The sequence below is a fragment of the Citrobacter sp. CK202 genome, assembly GCF_030333225.1.
Lineage (GTDB): Bacteria > Pseudomonadota > Gammaproteobacteria > Enterobacterales > Enterobacteriaceae > Citrobacter_B > Citrobacter_B koseri.
In genome coordinates this window covers 213714-233517 of sequence record NZ_JAOWGI010000020.1, presented here as the reverse complement: position 1 = coordinate 233517, position 19804 = coordinate 213714, and the positions used below count along the sequence as shown (strand labels likewise).

At 54.3% G+C, this 19804-nt stretch carries 16 protein-coding genes; 9 read left to right on the top strand and 7 right to left on the bottom strand.

Translation table 11 applies throughout. The features are described from left to right. Positions 1–118 precede the first annotated feature (118 nt). Positions 119–1786 (top strand): energy-dependent translational throttle protein EttA, encoded by a 1668-nt coding sequence (gene ettA / locus OGX84_RS04700; protein ID WP_024130727.1) that lies wholly within the window; start codon positions 119–121, stop codon positions 1784–1786. 71 nt (positions 1787–1857) lie between these two features. On the opposite strand, the gene nadR is transcribed toward ettA, so the two are convergent. The 3 genes from nadR to serB all read right to left on the bottom strand — a co-directional run bounded on the left by nadR (position 1858) and on the right by serB (position 5677). After that, positions 1858–3090 (bottom strand): multifunctional transcriptional regulator/nicotinamide-nucleotide adenylyltransferase/ribosylnicotinamide kinase NadR, encoded by a 1233-nt coding sequence (gene nadR, locus OGX84_RS04695; protein WP_012134180.1) that lies wholly within the window; start codon positions 3088–3090, stop codon positions 1858–1860. Positions 3091–3228: 138 nt separating this feature from the next. After that, a complete protein-coding gene (radA, locus tag OGX84_RS04690) occupies positions 3229–4611 on the bottom strand; it encodes a DNA repair protein RadA (RefSeq protein ID WP_024130728.1) in 1383 nt (460 codons plus the stop codon). 97 nt (positions 4612–4708) lie between these two features. Then, entirely contained in the window at positions 4709–5677 is a 969-nt protein-coding gene (serB, locus tag OGX84_RS04685; protein WP_024130729.1) for a phosphoserine phosphatase, read from the bottom strand. 117 nt (positions 5678–5794) lie between these two features. On the opposite strand from serB, the gene OGX84_RS04680 reads away from it, so the two are divergent. The 6 genes from OGX84_RS04680 to OGX84_RS04655 all read left to right on the top strand — a co-directional run bounded on the left by OGX84_RS04680 (position 5795) and on the right by OGX84_RS04655 (position 12418). After that, entirely contained in the window at positions 5795–6442 is a 648-nt protein-coding gene (locus OGX84_RS04680; RefSeq protein ID WP_012134185.1) for a YtjB family periplasmic protein, read from the top strand. 54 nt (positions 6443–6496) lie between these two features. Further along, a complete protein-coding gene (gene lplA / locus OGX84_RS04675) occupies positions 6497–7513 on the top strand; it encodes a lipoate--protein ligase (protein WP_286457495.1) in 1017 nt (338 codons plus the stop codon). 398 nt (positions 7514–7911) lie between these two features. Next, positions 7912–8610, top strand: coding sequence for a DUF1120 domain-containing protein (locus OGX84_RS04670; protein ID WP_112001213.1), 699 nt, complete (start codon positions 7912–7914; stop codon positions 8608–8610). Positions 8611–8692: 82 nt separating this feature from the next. Next, complete coding sequence (locus OGX84_RS04665; RefSeq protein ID WP_047459060.1) at positions 8693–9403, top strand: fimbria/pilus chaperone family protein; 711 nt, start codon at positions 8693–8695, stop codon at positions 9401–9403. 31 nt (positions 9404–9434) lie between these two features. Next, positions 9435–11855 (top strand): fimbrial biogenesis outer membrane usher protein, encoded by a 2421-nt coding sequence (locus OGX84_RS04660; protein ID WP_112001215.1) that lies wholly within the window; start codon positions 9435–9437, stop codon positions 11853–11855. Beyond that, complete coding sequence (locus OGX84_RS04655; protein ID WP_112001216.1) at positions 11852–12418, top strand: DUF1120 domain-containing protein; 567 nt, start codon at positions 11852–11854, stop codon at positions 12416–12418. Before OGX84_RS04660 ends, OGX84_RS04655 begins: the two co-directional genes overlap by 4 nt. A gap of 193 nt (positions 12419–12611) precedes the next feature. Here the strand turns inward: OGX84_RS04655 and deoD are convergent, their stop codons facing one another. From deoD to deoC, 4 genes are all read right to left on the bottom strand, one after another. Then, the gene (deoD, locus tag OGX84_RS04650; protein WP_012134191.1) at positions 12612–13331 is read right to left on the bottom strand and encodes a purine-nucleoside phosphorylase; all 720 of its coding nucleotides are present in this window, start codon (positions 13329–13331) and stop codon (positions 12612–12614) included. Positions 13332–13430: 99 nt separating this feature from the next. Next, complete coding sequence (deoB, locus tag OGX84_RS04645; protein WP_024130731.1) at positions 13431–14654, bottom strand: phosphopentomutase; 1224 nt, start codon at positions 14652–14654, stop codon at positions 13431–13433. 52 nt (positions 14655–14706) lie between these two features. After that, on the bottom strand, positions 14707–16029 hold the full coding sequence (gene deoA, locus OGX84_RS04640) for a thymidine phosphorylase (protein ID WP_112001217.1): 1323 nt from the start codon (positions 16027–16029) through the stop codon (positions 14707–14709). A gap of 135 nt (positions 16030–16164) precedes the next feature. Next, complete coding sequence (gene deoC, locus OGX84_RS04635) at positions 16165–16944, bottom strand: deoxyribose-phosphate aldolase (protein WP_024130733.1); 780 nt, start codon at positions 16942–16944, stop codon at positions 16165–16167. 263 nt (positions 16945–17207) lie between these two features. Between deoC and OGX84_RS04630 the strand changes: the two genes are divergently transcribed. Together OGX84_RS04630 and OGX84_RS04625 are read left to right on the top strand one after the other, a co-directional pair. After that, the gene (locus OGX84_RS04630) at positions 17208–18794 is read left to right on the top strand and encodes a YjjI family glycine radical enzyme (protein WP_112001218.1); all 1587 of its coding nucleotides are present in this window, start codon (positions 17208–17210) and stop codon (positions 18792–18794) included. 71 nt (positions 18795–18865) lie between these two features. Continuing rightward, positions 18866–19720 carry a YjjW family glycine radical enzyme activase gene (locus OGX84_RS04625; protein WP_112001219.1) on the top strand — a complete coding sequence of 285 codons (855 nt, stop codon included), beginning with the start codon at positions 18866–18868 and terminating at the stop codon, positions 19718–19720. Positions 19721–19804: the final 84 nt, after the last annotated feature.

Sequence of the window (19804 nt, the reverse complement as noted above, 5' to 3'; positions counted from 1 at the left end):
CTTTTTTACTTTTATTGCGAGTGAGAGTTGCTGGCTGGGATTAGCCCGGGAAAAAGGCTACACTTCGCCTTTGAAAATTATTCTTCATCACGATAAACCTATAGAGGCGAAGTCCAACGTGGCTCAATTCGTTTATACCATGCATCGTGTCGGCAAAGTGGTTCCGCCGAAACGTCATATTTTGAAAAACATCTCGCTGAGCTTCTTCCCTGGGGCGAAAATCGGCGTACTGGGTCTGAACGGCGCCGGTAAGTCTACCCTGCTGCGCATTATGGCTGGCATCGATACAGATATTGAGGGCGAAGCTCGCCCACAGCCAGGCATCAAAATTGGCTACCTGCCGCAGGAACCTCAGCTCACCCCTGAACACACCGTTCGCGAATCGATCGAAGAGGCGGTGGCCGAAGTGGTCGGCGCCCTGAAACGTCTGGATGAAGTGTACGCGCTGTACGCCGATCCAGATGCGGACTTTGACAAGCTGGCCGCCGAACAGGGCAAGCTGGAAGAGATCATCCAGGCGCATGACGGCCACAACCTGAACGTACAGCTGGAGCGCGCCGCTGACGCCCTGCGTCTGCCGGACTGGGATGCCAAAATCGCGAATCTTTCCGGTGGTGAGCGCCGCCGCGTCGCGCTGTGCCGTCTGCTGCTGGAAAAACCGGACATGCTGCTGCTCGACGAACCGACCAACCACCTGGATGCGGAGTCCGTCGCGTGGCTGGAACGCTTCCTGCACGACTTCGAAGGCACCGTTGTGGCGATTACCCACGACCGTTACTTCCTCGACAACGTAGCGGGCTGGATCCTCGAACTTGACCGTGGCGAAGGGATTCCGTGGGAAGGCAACTACTCCTCCTGGCTGGAACAGAAAGATCAGCGTCTGGCGCAGGAAGCCTCTCAGGAAGCGGCCCGCCGTAAATCCATTGAGAAAGAGCTGGAGTGGGTGCGTCAGGGTACTAAAGGCCGCCAGTCTAAAGGCAAAGCCCGTCTGGCGCGCTTTGAAGAGCTGAACAGCACCGAATACCAGAAACGTAACGAAACCAACGAACTGTTTATTCCACCTGGACCACGTTTGGGCGACAAGGTCGTTGAAGTCAGCAACCTGCGTAAATCCTACGGCGATCGCCTGCTGATCGACGATCTCAGCTTCTCAGTACCGAAAGGCGCGATTGTCGGCATCATCGGTCCGAACGGCGCGGGTAAATCCACCCTGTTCCGCATGATGTCCGGTCAGGAACAGCCGGATAGCGGCACCATCACGCTGGGGGAAACCGTAAAACTGGCTTCCGTTGACCAGTTCCGTGACGCGATGGATAACAGCAAAACCGTGTGGGAAGAAGTTTCCGGCGGGCTGGATATCATGAAGATCGGCAACACCGAAATGCCAAGCCGCGCCTATGTGGGCCGCTTTAACTTCAAAGGCGTCGATCAGGGTAAACGCGTGGGCGAACTGTCCGGCGGTGAGCGCGGTCGCCTGCATCTGGCGAAGCTGTTGCAGGTTGGCGGCAATATGCTGCTGCTCGATGAACCGACCAACGACCTGGATATCGAAACCCTGCGTGCGCTGGAAAACGCCCTGCTGGAGTTCCCGGGCTGTGCAATGGTTATCTCGCACGACCGTTGGTTCCTCGACCGTATCGCCACGCACATTCTGGATTACCAGGATGAAGGCAAGGTGGAGTTCTTCGAGGGTAACTTTACCGAGTACGAAGAGTACAAGAAACGCACGCTGGGCGCCGACGCGCTGGAGCCGAAGCGTATCAAGTACAAACGTATCGCCAAGTAATGTATCAGATGCCGGATGGCGCTACGCTTATCCGGCCTACACCTTGTAGGCCGCCATCCGGCGCTTCAGGCTTAACCCTGCTCGCCCATCATCTCTTTCACTAACTCCACGCAGCGCAAAAATCGACCATCGTAATCGGCCTCTTCTACGTGGACGAAATTGATGTTGTTCTCCCGCAGCATATCCACCAGCAGATTCTGGAACTCTTTACGATCCACCGAACTGCCCAGACTCCGTAACCCATCCGCGACCCAGGGCGTATTGTTCTCCAGCAGGATCACCAGATCAAAGCGGTATTCATCGATCAACGCCTGTACAAACGGATGCTCGCGCCCTTCGTATTTTTTACAAAAGGCCTGCGTGGTAACGAAATCGGTATCGATAAAGGCCACTTTATTGGCGTATTTCACCGCAAAATCAATATATTGTGCATGGCCCAGCGCGATCTTATCGTAATCAGAATACTGTAACGCCATCTCGTCACCGCCCAGATGCGAGAAGACATAGTCGCGCCCGTACTCCCACGCGCTGGTGGTATTAAAAATATTGGCGAGCTTGTTCACCAGCGTGGATTTCCCGCTCGACTCCCCGCCTAATATCGCCACGGTGCGCACGAAAAAGGGCTTCACTTCCGTCGGAATGTATTCCCAGTAGCGGAACGGGTTTTCACGGATCTGCGCCCCGCTGATACTCATAAAGGTTCGTTTCGGATCGACCAGCACCGTTTCAATAGCCAGGTGTTCGAGATACTGCGGCGCATCGGCTTCCTCGGACGTGTAGATCCAGTTGGGCTGAATCCCCTTCTCTTCCATAAAGGCTTTGATGCCGTTGCTCCACACATCCCAGCCATGCGGGTACGGCTCCATCCCTTCCTCATTGAAGGCATGAATACGAATATTCTTCTGATATTTAAAGGTCTGTAGTAGCCAACGCAGACGATCCGACACGGTAGGCTGTTGCGACATGGCGCTGTCTTCAAACAGTTCGCGGTCGCGGGTATCGTCATAACCCATAATGATATGCAGTTCATCCACCTGGCTACAGGCGCGCTGAATCAAATAGATATGCCCGGTATGCAGGGGGTAGAACTTGCCAAACACCACGCCGATGTTTTTCCGCTGCCGGGGAAACTCCAGCCCCAAAAAACGATGCAGCGCCTCCAGCTTTTGCGCGCTGGGGCTTTTAATCTTCGCGTTCAGAAGTTGGCTCAAATACCCTTTGGTCATGCCGCTGGCATCCGCCACCTGTTGCAGGGTACACCCCTTTTGCTTGATCGCGGTTTTGAGATAGTCGAACGATGACACAAGAGCCTCCTGCTAAAAAACGCGTAACAATGCCTGATGGCGCTTCGCTTATCAGGCCTACAACATCAATCCGTAGGCCGGATAAGACGCACTGCGTCGCTATCCGGCAAATTATACAACATCAGTGCATACAGATGATTATAAGTCGTCAAACACACTTAACGCATCCGCAAGCTTTTTAACGCCAAAAACCTGCATCCCTTCCGGCGGCTTTTTCGGCACGTTGGCAGCCGGTACGATAGCGCGGCGGAAACCGTGTTTAGCCGCTTCAGAAATACGTTCCTGACCGCTGGGCACCGGGCGAATTTCCCCCGCCAGCCCCACTTCGCCAAACACCACCAGATCCTGCGGCAGCGGCCTGTCGCGCAGGCTGGAGACCATCGCCAGCAATAGCGCGAGATCCGCGCTGGTCTCCGTGACCTTCACGCCGCCCACGACATTGACGAATACATCCTGATCGGCCATCTGCAATCCGCCATGACGGTGCAGCACCGCCAGCAGGATCGCCAGACGGTTTTGTTCCAGGCCGACCGCCACGCGACGCGGATTCGCCATCATCGAGTGATCGACCAGCGCCTGAATCTCTACCAGCAGCGGGCGCGTCCCTTCCCACACCACCATGACCGAACTGCCGGAAGTCACCTCATCGCCACGGCTTAAGAAAATTGCGGACGGGTTGCTGACTTCACGCAGCCCCTGCTCCGTCATCGCAAAAACGCCCAGCTCGTTTACCGCGCCAAAACGGTTTTTATGGCTACGCAGCGTGCGAAAACGGGAGTCAGCGTCGCCATCCAATAGCACCGAGCAGTCAATGCAGTGCTCCAGCACCTTCGGGCCAGCCAGCGAGCCGTCTTTGGTTACATGACCAACCATCACGATAGCCACGCCGCGCGTTTTGGCAAAGCGCGTCAGATAAGCGGCCGTCTCACGCACCTGGGCCACGCTGCCCGGCGAGGACTGGATATCCGCCATATGCATCACCTGGATGGAGTCGATCACCATCAGCTTCGGTTGTTCTTCTTCCGCAATCAGGCAGATCTGTTCAATACTGGTTTCTGACAGCATATTCATGTTAGCCGTCGGCAATCCCAGCCGATGCGCGCGCATCGCTACCTGTTGCAGGGATTCTTCGCCCGTGACGTACAGGGTTTTCATCTGCTCGGCCAGTTTGCAAAGCGTTTGCAGCAGCAGCGTGGATTTCCCCGCACCGGGGTTGCCGCCAATCAGGATGGCGCTGCCGGGCACGACACCGCCGCCCAGCACACGGTCGAACTCTTTAAACCCGGTGGAAAAACGCGGCAGCTCCTCAAGGCTGATGTCAGACAATTTCTGCACCTTTGCCACGCCTGCGTTACCGGCATAGCCGCTGAGTCGCTCATTACGCGCCACCGTTGGCGACGCGGCAAGACGCACCTCGGTGATGGTGTTCCAGGCATGACAGGCGCTGCATTGCCCTTGCCAGCGCGGATAATCAGCCCCGCATTCATTACAAACAAAGGCGCGTTTTGGAGCTTTTGCCACGGTTTACCTCTTTATTTCATGCAGTTGCCGGATGGCGCTGGCGCTTATCCGGCCTACAGTCACTTTCCCGTAGGCCCTGCGCCATCCGGCAATTCAATCATTTTTGATTCATACTGCCGGAGAGAATGCAGAACACCCCCATCAGGTCAGCGTGACGAATCGTGATTTCCGTCTTTTCATTCACTTTCGGTTTGGCGTGGTACGCAATCCCCAGCCCAGCCGCTTTAATCATCGGCAGATCGTTAGCGCCATCGCCAATCGCCACCGTCTGCGCCACGGGAATTTCATACTCCTGCGCCAGGCGGGTCAGCGTGTTAGCTTTGTACTGGGCATCGACGATATCGCCAATGACATTGCCGGTAAATTTCCCGTCGATGATCTCCAGCTCGTTCGCCACCACCGCGGTTAAACGCAGCTTTTCACGCAGGTATTCCGCAAAAAAGGTAAACCCGCCGGAGGCGATCGCCACTTTCCAGCCGAGCGTTTCCAGCTTCAGCACCAGTTGCGTCAGACCCGGCATCAACGGCAAATTCTCGCGCACCTGGCGCAGAATATCGGCATCCGCGCCTTTCAGCGTCGCCACACGGCTGCGTAAGCTGGCGGTAAAATCCAGTTCGCCGCGCATCGCGCGTTCCGTGACTTCCGCAACCATTTCGCCCGTCCCGGCCAGCTTCGCGATTTCATCGATGCATTCGATCTGAATCGCCGTCGAATCCATATCCATAACCAGCAGGCCTGGCGTACGCAGATGCGGAATTTTGCCCAGCGGCGCGACGTCCAGCCCGGCGCCGTGCGCCAGTTTCGTCGCGCGCGGCGTTAAGGAACCTGCCAGACGAATCACCTGATAATCTTCAACGCACCAGGCCGCCACGATCACCATCGCCGCGCCCAGCTTGCTCTGGTACTGCGTTAAGCGCTGCTTATCCAACCCGCGACCGTACAGCAGCCAGCCGCTACGGCCTGCGTGGTAATCCAGTGGCATCACCTCGTCACCACTTAATGAAAGGGGTAAACCAGGCCACAAAGAAACATCTTCAGGCAGATCGCACCAGGTAATGTTAGGCATTAAAGCTCCTGTAAAATCGTTCGGGTCGGGAATCATCCTGGGGAAAATAACGCATGAGGCTACCCTGTAACCATCGCTTCTGGCAACATTAAGCCTCAAATTTTCAGCAGGTGGAATATGGCTCGCGCAAAACTGAAATTCCGGCTTCATCGTGCAGTGATTGTATTGTTCTGTCTCGCACTGCTCGTCGGGCTGATGCAGGGGGCGTCCTGGTTCAGTCAAAACCATCAACGGCAGCGCAATCCGCAGCTCGAAGAACTGGCCCGCACGCTGGCGCGCCAGGTGACCTTAAATATCGCGCCGCTGATGCGCACCGAAACGCCGGATGAGAAGCGGATCGCCGTCGTACTCCGCCAGCTAACGGAAGAGAGCCGCATTCTGGATGCTGGCGTCTACGACGAGCAAGGCGATCTTATTACGCGCGCAGGCGAAAGCGTCAATGTGCGCGACAGGCTGGCGCTGGACGGTAAAAAAGCGGGCGGCTATTTTAATCAGCAGATTGTCGAACCTATTCAGGGTAAAAATGGCCCGCTGGGCTACCTGCGCCTGACGCTGGATACGCATACGCTGGCGACCGAAGCGAAACAGGTCGATAACACCACCAACATTTTACGCCTGATGCTGCTCCTGTCACTGGCAATTGGCGTGGTGCTCACGCGCACCTTGCTACAGGGCAAACGCACGCGCTGGCAGCAATCGCCTTTCCTGCTCACCGCCAGTAAATCCGTACCGGAAGAGGAAGAGAGCGAGAAGAAAGAACCATAGGATAGCCGCCGCTTTGTCGTTAATATAGTTGAGACCACGAAAAGGAATACTGCCATGACGACATTACGTCTGCTTATCTCTGACTCTTACGATCCCTGGTTCAACCTGGCGGTTGAAGAGTGTATTTTTCGCCAGATGCCCGCGACACAGCGCGTTTTGTTCCTGTGGCGCAACGCTGATACGGTCGTCATCGGCCGGGCGCAAAACCCGTGGAAAGAGTGCAACACCCGGCGCATGGAAGAAGACAATGTCCGGCTGGCGCGTCGCAGCAGCGGCGGCGGCGCGGTGTTCCACGATCTCGGCAATACCTGTTTTACATTTATGGCCGGGAAGCCGGAGTACGACAAAACGATCTCCACCGCGATAGTGCTCAATGCGCTGAACGCGCTGGGCGTTACCGCAGAGGCTTCCGGTCGTAACGATCTGGTGGTGAAAACGCCGGAAGGCGACCGCAAGGTTTCCGGCTCCGCCTATCGGGAAACCAAAGATCGCGGCTTCCACCACGGCACATTGCTGTTGAATGCCGATCTCAGCCGTCTGGCGAACTACCTCAATCCTGATAAGAAAAAATTACAGGCCAAAGGGATCGCTTCCGTACGCGGGCGCGTCGCCAATCTGGTCGAACTGCTGCCTGGTATTACCCATGAACACATCTGCGACGCCATTACCGAGGCGTTCTTCAGCCACTACGGCGAACGCGTGGAAGCCGAAATAATCTCTCCAGATAAAACGCCGGATCTGCCCAATTTTGCCGAAACGTTTGCTCGCCAGAGCAGTTGGGAATGGAACTTCGGCCAGGCGCCAGCTTTTACGCATCTTCTGGACGAACGCTTTATCTGGGGCGGCGTTGAACTGCACTTCGACGTTGAAAAAGGGCACATCACGCGCACTCAGGTTTTTACCGACAACCTTAATCCTGCGCCGCTGGAAGCGCTGGCGGGCCGTTTACAGGGGTGTCTGTACCGTGCGGATATGCTGCAACAGGAGTGTGATGCGCTGTTAGTCGATTTTCCAGAGCAGGAAAAAGAGCTACGGGAATTGTCGGCGTGGATTGCGCGGGCGGTGCGTTAACCCTCTCCAGGACGTGCCCGTTTCCCCTTAACAAGGGCGGCACGTTACTTTCTCAATAACCATCAGCAATACATTAACAGCCTGCCGATTAACGCTCAGGCTGGCATATTATTTATCAATAATATTCACCGCGTGAATATATAAACATACACTCTCGCCATATTCCAACCGCATACAAAATAGCAGCAACTCTAAAACAAAAAATAACAAAGATCACCAGAAATCAATTTTAAATAAAACTAAAACCACTGTCTGCTGTGTCCAGATAATATATTACTTCTGAAATATAACTCTATCCCAACCATATTCCATAGCTATCTGGTTGATATAAAACGTATTCAGAAGGCAAGTAACATGCCTTTTCGTACCATCACACAATTCAAGTTAAGGATCAACAAATGAAAAAAGCACTTCTTGCCACCGCAATCGCGGCACTGACCATGTCTAACGCATGGGCGGCCGATGGCTCCACTACTGAACTGCGCGTAACGGGGAAACTGCTGGTCGGTGGCTGTACCGCGACTGTCAACGGCGGCAACGCACTTGATTTCGGCTCGCATCTGATCAGCGACCTTAGCTCAACGGCCGTCAACGATATCGCCACGAAAGACACCGATCTGGTCATCGAGTGCCCCAGCGCCACAAAAGTAGGCTGGACGCTGACCGATAACAAAGCGGATAGCAACGCAGAGATCTGGATAACCGGCATCATTAAAGGTAAAGGAGTCTCATTCGGCGTAGGTAAAACAGCAGGCAATGTCAACATTGGCGCCTATGCCGTATCCATCGATTCTGCCAAGGCAGCAAGCGCGCAAGCCGTCAATGGCGAAGACACCTTTGACGTTGACTATATTATAGGCGCCGCCGCAAGTATGGGTTCGTGGGCTAAGGCGACAACGGCAACTTCTTTTCGGAACCAGGAAGGGACGCAGGATATCATCACCGTCGGCGCCAAAGGCACGCTGGAACCAGCAGCCTATAGCAATGCAACTTATCCGCTTAAGGTTTCTCTGGCTGTAGATAATACCACCAAACTGGCCATTAGCGATGATACCGATATTTCAGGTTCCGCCACCATTACCCTGAGATATATCTAATCACATCGTTATTAATCATATCTGTACAACAACTCCCTACATGGATGGGTGGGGAGTTTTTCCAATAGAAGGAATTACAATAATGTCTGACAAATCTTGTACCGTTAAAGCGTATATATTTGCCGCCACGCTTCTCTGTTTACCTTTATCTCAGGCTTATGCGGCAGGAATGGTTCCCGCCTCCACGCTACTGGTTATTGAAGAAAGCCATAATGGCGGAACGATAAATGTCAAAAACAGCGATACGGTTCCGATGTTGCTGTACACCACAATAGAAGATGTAAAAGATGACAGTGGCATCACCGTCAACGTCACACAGCCCGTCGTACGCGTGGAACCCGGTCAGGAACAGCAGGTCCGCTTTATTATGGAAAGCAGCGCCCCGCTAACCAAAGAGCACTATAAACGCGTCACCTTTGAAGGCATCCCGCCATCAGGCGTGTCTAAAGGCGCAATGAAAGTTAACTTCAATCTGCGTCAGGATCTGCCGGTATTAATTCGCCCCAAAAATTTACCGGTCGTCACCGATGCGTGGAAACTGCTGAAATGGTCCGGCTCCGGGCAGCATATTAAAGTCAGCAACCCTTCCGCCTATGTGGTGCGCCTGGCGCAACAGGTGATTTTTTTACCTTCGCAAACGGCCGGGGAAATCGCAAAAACCTATATTTTACCCGGAGAAGTTCTGGATGTAACCGTCAAGAAATCCATCATTTCCGATCAATCTGTACGCTTCTTCCCGGCCAGCCGCTACGGCATCGACATACCCAATTTCACTGCGCCGTTAACACCATAATCAATAAAAAACGGGGACAAAGTAAGTGTATATGAAAGGAATCAACCTGCTGTCTCGCCATATTCAGATCGCGTTATATTCATGTACGTTATTAACCTCAACGGCGTTAGCCCGTGAGGTAACGTTCAGTACCGATATACTCAATACGCGCGGCATCAGTAAAAATATCGCAAATTACTTCGCAGAAGAGCCGCGTTTTTTGCCCGGTGTACATAGCGTTCTAATCAACGTAAACGGGTCAGAAAAAGGTTCGCTGGGCGCCAAATTTGACGAACAAGGGCAACTCTGCGTAGATGACGATTTTCTGACAGCGATCGGGCTACGTCCTCTGGGGATTTCCCTGCAAGAACACTGTCATGACCTGCAAAAAGATTATCCCTCCGCCGTCATAAAGTCCCTTCCCGGTAAGGAGATGCTGGAGTTAACTGTCCCGCCCGACGCACTGGAAAATAGCGCGTCCCGGGAGAAAAACTATAGCCACGGCGGCAGCGCCGGGCTGCTCAACTACAGCCTGTTTTCCACGCGAAATGAATACAACGGCGGCGACAGCCATAACTACACGCAGGGCGATATAGAAGCGGGCGCCAATCTGGCCAACTGGGCATTGCGCAGCCGCTATTTTCTGCTGGACTCTGACGGCGATCGCAGCGCTAAAAATTTATTCACTTATGGCGAACACGTTTTTGAAGCGCAACAGATGCGTGTCCAGGTTGGGCAAATCAGCTCCAGATCGGCGCTGTTTTCTGGAACATCCCTCAGCGGCATTCAGTTACTCCCCGAGTCCAGCATGACCTCTGATAATTCAGGCGTCACCGTGACGGGGATTGCCCGCACGAACCAGGCGCGAGTAGAAGTCCGCCAGGCGGGGCAGCTTGTTTATTCCACGCTGGTAAACGCGGGGGCATTCAGGCTGGACAATGTCCCCATCCTGTTAAATAACGCCGATCTTCAGGTCAGCATCGTCGAAACCGACAACGTCACAACCAGTTTCATCGTACCTGCCTCCTCAATCAACCTGAACGGCCTTCCGCGACCACAAGGGCTTATGATGTCAGTAGGCCAGGTGCGCAACGTCGACAGCGATTACAGCGACCCCTGGGTATATAACATTTCAGACGGCTGGCGCCTTACCCCACAAACAAGTTTGCTGGCGGCGGGGGTTCTTGCCGAGGATTATCAGGCAAGCGGTGCAATGCTGGAGTGGAGTTCAAACGAGAAATGGCAAGTATTTGCCAGTCTGCTGGGCAGCCGTGAATCCTTCGGCGATACGCGCAGCGGTATAAAGGCGGAAATTCAAAACCAGCTGACACTTCCCGGCCATGTCTCTGTTGGGGTCAGCACCGCGCGTTATTCTGACGACTATCGTGAGTTGTCCGAGGCGATGGACGACGACAGCGCAAGCTATCAAAGCAGCTATAGCGCCAATGTGAACTGGAGCGGCAGAACAGCAGGAACCTTCTCGTTAGCCTATAGCTATAATCAGGCCACGGATGATTATGAAGACTCCAGTTACGTGAGTCTTTCATGGGGAAAAACATTTAAATACGCGTCAATAAACGTGAACTGGCAGCACTCTGTTAGCAACGATAACGATCATGACGACATCAACAATGACAACTATGACGATGATGTGTTTTACATCAACCTCAACATTCCTTTCCAGTCGCAGTCGATTAACGCATATATGCGCAATCAGGGCGACCGAACGACATATGGCTTACGCAGCAGTGGTCCTCTCAGCGACAATACCAGCTACTCCGTTTCGGCGGATCGCGATATCGGAAACGATCTCAACACCCTCAACGGCAACATCAACAGCAACCTGCACTACACGCAGATGAGCGTTGGCGCAACAACCAACAATGACGATCAGCGTACCTACAGCGCAATGCTGTCGGGCGGCATTGCCCTGCATCGCCAGGGGGTAACCTTCTCCCCCTATACCATTAAAGATACCTTTGGTATTGCCCACCTGAGCGAACCGGAAAGCGGCATCGAAATCGCAACGCCGCAAGGCCCGGTCTGGACAGATTTCTGGGGGCAGGCCGTGGTGCCAGGGCTGACGGAGTGGCGTAAGTCACGTATTGAGGTGAACGCAAATACGCTGCCCAAAAATATGGATCTGGCTAACGGAACAAAGCTACTGGTGCCCGCTCATGCTACCGTCAGCGACCTGGATTTTAACGTGCTAAACACCCGTCGCGTCATGCTGAAGATAAAACAGCAGGATGGCTCCTGGCTTCCTAAAGGCACGTCTGTTGTTGATGAAAAAGGAAACTACCTGGTCAGCGCAGTGGACAGCGGCCGCGTCTTTATTAGCAATATTGACGAAACGCCAACGCTCTATAGCGTTGATGACAATATGAACCGTATCTGCAAAATCACTTACACATTAAGCAATGTGCAGAATAAAGAGGCGTTTTACGAAACGGCGGAGGGTATTTGCCAATGAAGTCATACGGAAAGTGGATCATTGCAGTATGTACGTTAGCAGCGCTGGGGTCACGCATAGCATGGGCAGACGAGAACTGCCAGGTATCGCTCTCTCGCGCTACCGTGGCCTTTCCCCCGATGCAGCGAAATGACAACGTCGGCTCACAGCAAAACTGGTTTAAAATGCCCTCGCGCGATATCAATGTCAGCATCTATTGCCCGCAACCACAGGTGATGGCGCTATTTGTACATGGCGCCGCAGGCCCACAAGGGCGATTTCTTTTCGGTAACGGCGGGGGGCTGGCGTTGAAAGCCAGCCAAATGATACTGGATGGCCGCAGCTATATGATCGGGAAAACAACCGATCGCAATGAGTTCATTCCCGCAGACGGCCATGCTGATACACAGCTGCTGCACAATAACGAAGCCATTATCGCTATCGAGAACAATGAAGCCGCGCGCGGGCAGCAGTTGAACTTTACGTTAACGCTAACGCCAGTGCTGAACGAAAAGCAGTTCCGTAACGTCAGCGACAATACTGAGATGGAGAGTAATTTAAGCTGGGAGTTGCTAACGCATTAATCGCCAAAGGGCGGTAAATAAACAGGCAGGAAAAAGGGGCAAACTGCCCCTTCAGAGTGCTGACAAAGGATTGTGCAGCATTTATGTCGGGTGGCGGCCAGGCCTTACCCGACCTACAAATCACGTAAAATATTTTGTAGGCCTGATAAGCGAAGCGCCATCAGGCGTAAGGGGCAAAGTGCCCCCTTCTTTTTTACGCTTTATCGCCCAGCAGAACAGATTCCAGCGCGATTTTGATCATGTCGTTGAAGGTCGTCTGACGTTCAGCGGCAGTGGTCTGCTCGTGAGTACGGATATGGTCAGACACGGTGCAGATGGTCAGCGCTTTCGCACCAAACTCAGCCGCTACGCCGTAGATACCTGCCGCTTCCATTTCCACGCCCAGGATGCCGTATTTTTCCATCACGTCGAACATTTCGCCGTCAGGAGAGTAGAACAGATCGGCGGAGAACAGGTTGCCCACGCGTGCGTCAACACCCAGCGCTTTCGCCGCGTCTACCGCGTTGCGCACCATGTCAAAGTCAGCGATCGCTGCAAAATCATGATCCTTGAAGCGGATACGGTTAACTTTGGAATCAGTGCAGGCACCCATACCAATCACCACATCGCGCAGTTTCACATCGTTGCGTACCGCACCACAGGAACCGACACGAATGATTTTCTTTACGCCGAAATCGGTGATCAGCTCTTTGGTATAGATGGAGCAGGACGGGATACCCATACCGTGACCCATGACGGAGATCTTACGGCCTTTGTACGTCCCGGTGAAACCTAACATGCCGCGAACGTTGTTCACTTCACGCACGTCTTCAAGGAAAGTTTCAGCAATGTGCTTCGCACGCAGCGGGTCGCCCGGCATCAAAACGACGTCAGCGAAATCACCCATTTCTGCGTTAATATGTGGAGTTGCCATCTTTTATCCTTATCTCGTTGTTATTGCCTGATGGCGGCTACGCCTTATCAGGCCTACAAAACCGTAGGCCCGGTAAGCTTGCGCCACCGGGCAATTGCATCACAGCATGTTTTTGCCGTAGTCCATCGGCGACGTACCGAAGTACGTTGCCAGCGTCTGACCGATATCCGCGAAGGTTTCACGGTGACCGAGCGAGCCCGCTTTCACTTTCGGGCCATAAATCAGCACCGGAATGTGCTCGCGAGTATGGTCCGTACCGGTCCAGGTCGGGTCGCAACCGTGGTCGGCGGTCAGGATCAGAATGTCATCTTCACCGACCAGTTCCATCAGTTCCGGCAGACGGCGGTCAAACAGCTCCAGACCCGCAGCATAGCCCGCTACGTCGCGGCGATGCCCCCAGGAGGAGTCGAAATCAACAAAGTTGGTAAAGACGATCGTCTCGTCGCCCGCTTCTTTCATCTCTTTAAGGGTGGCGTCGAACAGCGCGTCCAGGCCAGTGGCTTTCACTTTTTTGGTGATGCCGCAGTTGGCGTAGATATCCGCAATCTTACCGACGGAAACCACATGCCCTTTTTTCTCGTCGACCAGTTTCTGCAAGATGGTCGGCGCCGGCGGTTCAACGGCCAGATCGTGACGGTTGCCGGTACGCTGGAAGTTACCGGCCTTATCGCCGATAAACGGACGCGCGATAACGCGGCCAATGTTGTAGCCGCCTTCGGTCAGCTCTTCACGGGCGATTTCGCACAGCTCGTACAGTTTATCCAGCCCAAAGGTCTCTTCATGGCAGGCGATCTGGAATACGGAGTCAGCGGAGGTATAGAAAATCGGTTTACCGGTTTTCATATGCTCTTCGCCCAACTGATCCAGAATGACCGTACCGGAAGAGTGACAGTTACCGAGATAACCCGGCAGGTTGGCACGTTTTACCAGCTTATCCAGCAGTTCCTGCGGGAAGCTGTTTTCGTGGTCGCTGAAGTAGCCCCAGTCAAACAGAACCGGAACACCCGCAATTTCCCAGTGGCCAGACGGGGTATCTTTACCGGAAGAGAGCTCGTGTGCCCACGCGTACGCGCCAATCACTTCCGCATTGCCGTCCATACCCGCAGCAATTTTACCGGTAGAACCTTCATGCGCTTTCACCAGACCCAGGCGGGTCAGGTTAGGCAAATTCAGTGGGCCTTTACGGCCATTGTCGGCCTCGCCCCTGGCGCAGGCTTCTGCAATATGGCCCAGGGTATCTGAACCTACGTCGCCAAAGCGATCCGCATCTTCAGTTGCACCAATACCAAAGGAGTCCAGCACCATAATAAATGCACGTTTCATCTTGTTCTCCATACATCTTGCGCTGCAAAAAAGCGATCAGATCAGTATACAGCTATTCGGTAATACGACGATAGACTGTCGGTGTAATTTCAGGCGCTTTGTCGTCAAGGCTGATTGACGCTTTGACGGCTTTCGCCGCTTCCTGCCAGCTGGCTTCGTCTTTGGCGTGGATAACAGCCAACGGACGCTGCCCGTCAACGCTGTCGCCCAGACGCGCCATGTCGGTAAAGCCGACGCTGTAATCAATGGTGTCCGACGCCTGGCGACGACCGCCGCCCATTGAGACCACCGCCATGCCCAACGCGCGAGTGTCCATTGCGGATACAAAACCTTCAGTATCGGCATAGACGGCTTTGCTGAGCATCGCCGTCGGCAGGTATTTCGCGTAGTTTTCAACGAAATCGCTCGGCCCTTTCTGTGCCGCTACCATGCGACCAAAGATTTCCGCCGCTTTGCCGTTATCCAGCACCGCCTGTAGTTTCACTCGCGCATCAGCGTCATCTTTCGCCAGCTTGCCGGAGATCAGCATCTCCACGCACAGCGCCATCGTGACGTCGAACAGACGCGGGTTGCGGTATTCACCTGTCAGGAACTGCACCGCTTCGCGCACTTCGACGGCGTTACCGGCGCTGGAGGCCAGCACCTGATTCATGTCGGTGAGCAGCGCAGTTGTGCGCACGCCCGCGCCGTTGGAAACGCCAACGATGGCTTCAGCCAGCGCCGCAGAAAGTTCATAGGTTGGCATAAAGGCGCCGCTGCCTACTTTCACGTCCATCACCAACGCATCCAGTCCTTCCGCCAGTTTTTTCGCGAGGATTGAAGCGGTGATCAGCGGGATGGAGTCCACCGTCGCGGTAATGTCGCGGGTGGCGTAAAAACGTTTATCCGCCGGTGCGAGCGAACTGGTCTGCCCAATAATCGCCACACCCACGTCTTTAATGATTTCGCGGAAACGGTTGTCGTCCGGGAAAATATCAAATCCCGGGATTGCTTCCAGTTTGTCGAGCGTACCGCCGGTATGACCGAGGCCGCGCCCGGAGATCATTGGAATGTAGCCGCCGCAGGCCGCCACCATAGGGCCAAGCATCAGCGAAGTCACATCACCCACGCCGCCGGTGGAGTGTTTGTCAACGATGGGGCCGTTAAGGTTGAGACTCTTCCAGTCCAGAACGGTTCCTGAATCTCGCATCGCCATGGTCAGCGACACACGTTCAGGCATCGACATATCGTGGAAGAAAATGGTCATCGCCAGAGCGGCAATCTGCCCTTCAGAGATGGTGTTATCACGAATACCATTGATAAAGAAGCGGATCTCTTCGTCGCTTAACGGATGACCATCACGTTTTTTACGAATAATTTCTTGTGCGAGAAACACGGTAACCCCCAGGGGAAAAGAGTAGAAGGCCATTGTAGGCCGGGTAAGCAACGCGCCACCCGGCAGTCGTATTGATGCCGGATGGCGGCTGCGCCTTATCCGGCCTACGTCACTACAACTCCGGCAATATAAGGCTTAGTAGCTGCTTGCGCTCTTGCCGTCCCCGTGACCCAGCGCTTTCAGCAGGCTTGCCAGCAGGCTGGATGCGCCGAAACGGTAGTGACGGGAATCCGCCCAGTCAGCGCCAAACAGTTCGTCAGCAATGGCCAGGAACTGCTGTGCATCTTCAGCGGTACGCACGCCGCCAGCCGGTTTGAAACCAACGGTTTTGGAAACACCCATATCGCGGATCACTTCCATCATGATGCGTGCGCTTTCCGGCGTTGCGTTAACCGGAACCTTACCGGTAGAGGTTTTGATGAAATCCGCACCGGCTTTGATGGAAATTTCAGACGCTTTACGGATTAACGCTTCTTCTTTCAGTTCACCGGTTTCGATGATCACTTTCAGCAGCACGTTTGCCGCCGCACAGGCGTCTTTACAGGCTTTCACCAGATCGAAGCCCACCTGCTCGTTACCGGCGATCAATGCGCGGTACGGGAATACCACGTCAACTTCGTCCGCGCCGTACGCGATGGCTGCGCGGGTTTCTGCCAGCGCGATGTCGATGTCGTCATTACCGTGCGGGAAGTTGGTGACGGTCGCAATGCGGATATCCGGCGTACCCTGCTCTTTCAGAGTCTTACGCGCAATCGGAATAAAACGCGGGTAGATGCAGATAGCGGCAGTATTCCCAACCGGGGTTTTCGCCTGATGACACAGCGCGATCACTTTTTCATTGGTGTCGTCGTCATTCAGGGTGGTCAGGTCCATCAGTTTCAGCGCACGCAGGCTGCTTGCGGTTAAATCAGTCATTACATTCTCCTGGCTCATCGCCGGTATAAAATTTCACCTTGCGAGTTTGTTAGTATTCTAACATCCGCTCGCCATTACACTTCGATATACATCACAGTTAATGAAAACTACGTACAAATTTGCATTACTGTAACGAGATCTACTTCAAATAAATGACCTTTCCCGGCCTCGCGAGTGGGCAACAGGCGCATCCTGATCAAAAGCCATCATCACGCAACTTCCTACAATGGCGCTTAACCTTCGGCACAAAAAAGGAAACGAAGATGCCCACTTCATGCGAAACCGCGCTGCAACATCGTTGCCAGCAAATTGTGACCAGTCCGGTGCTCAGCCCCGAACAAAAACGTCATTTTCTGGCGCTGGAAGCTGAGAACGCTTTGCCTTATCCGGCCTTGCCCGCAGAGGCTCGCCAGGCGCTGGACGACGGGGTTATCTGCGATATGTTCGAAGGTCATGCCCCGTTCAAACCTCGTTATGTTTTGCCCGATTACGCCCGTTTTCTGGCTAATGGCTCACAGTGGCTGGAGCTGGAAGGCGCAAAAGATCTGGATGACGCGCTATCTTTGCTGACCATCCTCTACCATCACGTTCCTTCCGTAACATCGATGCCGGTCTATCTGGGGCAACTGGATGCGCTGTTGCAGCCGTATGTTAAAATTCTAACACAAGACGAGATCGATATTCGAATAAAACGTTTCTGGCGCTATCTCGACAGAACGCTGCCGGACGCCTTTATGCATGCCAATATTGGCCCGGCCGACACGCCTGTCACCCGCGCTATTTTACGTGCCGATGCTGAGTTAAAGCAGGTTTCACCTAACCTGACGTTTATCTACGATCCCGATATCACACCGGATAATTTACTGCTTGATGTCGCTAAAAACATTTGTGAATGCAGCAAACCGCATATTTCTAATGGCCCGGTAAATGATAAAATTTTCACAAAAGGTCAATATGGCGTCGTCAGTTGTTACAACTCTCTGCCGCTTGCGGGCGGCGGCAGCACGCTGGTCAGGATCAATCTGAAAGCCGTTGCAGAGCGCAGCACCTCTGTCGATGACTTCTTTACGCGCACGCTACCGCACTACTGCCAGCAGCAGATCGCCATCATTGATGCCCGATGTGACTTCCTCTATGAACAATCACATTTCTTTGAGAATAGCTTCCTGGTGCAGGAAGGGTTGCTTGATCCCGGACGTTTTGTACCGATGTTTGGGATGTATGGCCTGGCCGAAGCGGTAAACCTGCTGTGTGAAAACGCGGGGATGAACGCGCGCTACGGGAAAGACGACGCGGCCAATGCGCTGGGCTATCGCATCAGCGCGCAGTTGGCCGATTTCGTCGCAAACACGCCCGTTAAGCATGGCTGGAAACAGCGGGCGATGCTGCATGCCCAGTCAGGCATCAGCTCCGATATCGGTACGACGCCGGGCGCGCGTTTACCGTACGGCGATGAACCCGACCCCATTACCCACCTGCAAACCGTCGCCCCCCATCATGCGCACTACCATGCCGGGATCAGCGACATCCTGACGCTGGACGAAACCATCAAGCGGAATCCTCAGGCGCTGGTGCAGCTTTGTCTGGGCGCGTTCAAGGCCGGCATGCGTGAATTTACCGCCAACGTCAGCGGCAACGATCTGGTGCGCGTTACCGGGTATATGGTGCGCCTGTCGGATCTGGAAAAATATCGCGCCGAAGGATCGCGAACAAACACCACCTGGCTGGGGGAAGAAGCCGCGCGCAATACGCGCATTCTGGAACGACAAGCACGCGTAATAAGTCATGAACAGCAGATGCGCTTCCTAACGCAAAATCATCCGAGAGGCATCGAGGCGGCAAGCGAATGAATCCCCTGGAGCGTACACGTAGTACGTGACTGGGGTGAATAAGTGCAGCCAACAAAGAGGCAGTTCGAAGGATGAAGTGTTTAGTCAGTAAAATCATACCGTTCTCCTGCGTGGACGGCCCCGGCAGTCGTCTGGCTCTGTTCTTACAAGGGTGCAATCTGCGCTGTAAGAATTGCCATAATCCGTGGACGATCGGGCGCTGCAACGACTGCGGTGAGTGCGTTCCCCAGTGCCCTCATCAGGCGCTGGGCTTCAGCGCGGGGAAAGTGGTGTGGCAGGCTGACGTCTGCGAGCAGTGCGATACCTGTTTGCGGATGTGCCCGCAGCAGGCCACGCCGATGGCGCAGACGATGAGCGTCGATGAGGTGCTGGGCCATATCCGTAAGGCGTCGCCATTTATTGAAGGCATCACCGTCAGCGGGGGCGAAGCCACCACCCAGTTACCGTTTATTTGCGCGCTGTTTGCCGCGATCAAGGCTGACCCGCAACTATGTACGCTGACGTGTCTGGTCGACAGCAATGGCCTGTTGAGCGAAACCGGCTGGCAGAAACTGCTGCCCGTTTGTGATGGCGCGATGCTCGATCTAAAAGCCTGGGATAGCGCCTGCCATCAGCGTCTTACCGGGCGGGATAACACGCAGATCAAACACAGCATCAGGATATTGGCGGAGCATGGCAAGCTGGCCGAGCTACGGCTACTGGTGATTCCTGGTCAGGTGGATTACCTGCAACAGATAGCGCCGCTGGCCGCGTTTATCTCCCGTCTGGGCGATATTCCCGTCCGGTTAAACGCTTTCCATGCGCATGGGGTGTATGGCGAAGCAAAAGCGTGGCCGGGCGCAACGCCTGACGACGTGCAACAACTGGCAAACGCCTTATGGGCGCACGGGGTGCATAACCTGATTTTCCCTGCTTTATATTTATGAATCGCCGGATGGCGGCTGCGCCTTATCCGGCCTACAAATGATGTCGACCCGTTGGCCGCCTTATCCGGCCCACAAATGATGTCG